Raw genomic sequence first — 1204 nt, 5'->3', positions numbered from 1 at the left:
TGAAATTAAAACCATTGTGATAGTTAACTTCTTTTGTAAAGTAATTTCCAGTACCCTCTGAACTTACTCTAAGAAAACTGTTTTGTTTAGACTTGCAGATGCTTTTGCGGCCTCCAGAATTTCTACTACCGTTACGTTAACAGGCAGTCCATATAAGTCAAACTCATCCTGCTTTAATCTGCCTTTTACCACCGAAGCAAATAATGAGAAAGGATCAGTATATGGATGGGGGCGTGGGGATAGCTTTAGCACCTCTTCAGGACTGCCTGCTGCTAACCGCTGGTGCACAGTAGTGGCATCCACTGCAAGTGCATAGCCTTTGGTGCCATACACTTCCATATCCTTGCGGGGAAAGGTCCAGTTCCACGACCCCTGGATGATACATTGTGCATTGGGATATTGCAGGATGATTGTTGCTTCATCATCTACATTTTTATAAACATGAGGCTTGTTCTGATGGACTACCGCTGTTACAGAAAGTGGCTTTTCACCTTTCAGGAGCCAGGTCATCAGATTTGCACCATAACATCCAAAATCAAACAAGGCCCCGGCACCATTCTTTGCAGGGTCAGTCAGGATCTCCAGAAACTCCTCACTTACCCCAATCTCCTTTGGTCCCTGGTGTCCGTCATTAACCATTACTTTACGGATTTCTCCCAGTTTACCCGCTTCTGCCAGCTGATTGACATGCTGATTACTGGCATACCAGGATGTTTCATAATTGGTAAGTACATAGATGGAATGTTGCCGGGCAAGTGCCTGAATTTCCTTTGCATCAGCAAAAGTTGTTGCCAGAGGCTTTTCTACCATCACGTGTATTTTCCTGGGCGCACAGGCCCTGACAATTGCAATATGATCACTGATGGCACCAAAGGCAGAAACAGCCTCTGGCTTTACCTCATCCAGCATCTTGTTCAGGTCGTTATAAAACAGCTTCTGGTCAATGTTGTATCGCTTGGCATACTTGTTCGCCAGCGCCTGATCAGTCTCATAAATTCCTACCAGAACATTGTCACTCTTACCAGAGCGGTTAAAAAACCAGTCTACATGACCATGACTTAAACCTGCTATTGCTATTCTCATAGGTGATTGGGCATAGGTTTGCGAGAAGAATAAAAGACAAACGAGGGATGCAAAAAAGTACTTCATGTTTTCAACGACAAAAAAAACAGTTGCTATAGGGTAAGCCCAATTTAGTAAAATT

The 1204-nt window shown here is 43.7% G+C and carries 1 protein-coding gene; it reads right to left on the bottom strand.

Features of this window, described 5'->3' with window-relative positions:
- Positions 1–63: 63 nt before the first annotated feature.
- Complete coding sequence (locus KWJ01_RS03970) at positions 64–1083, bottom strand: Gfo/Idh/MocA family protein (protein ID WP_370634648.1); 1020 nt, start codon at positions 1081–1083, stop codon at positions 64–66.
- Positions 1084–1204: the final 121 nt, after the last annotated feature.

Origin of the sequence: Cesiribacter sp. SM1 (assembly GCF_020178975.1) — a bacterium.
GTDB lineage: Bacteria > Bacteroidota > Bacteroidia > Cytophagales > Cyclobacteriaceae > Cesiribacter.
The sequence above is the reverse complement of the archived record's forward strand: the minus strand, read 5'-3'. Positions and strand labels throughout refer to the sequence as shown.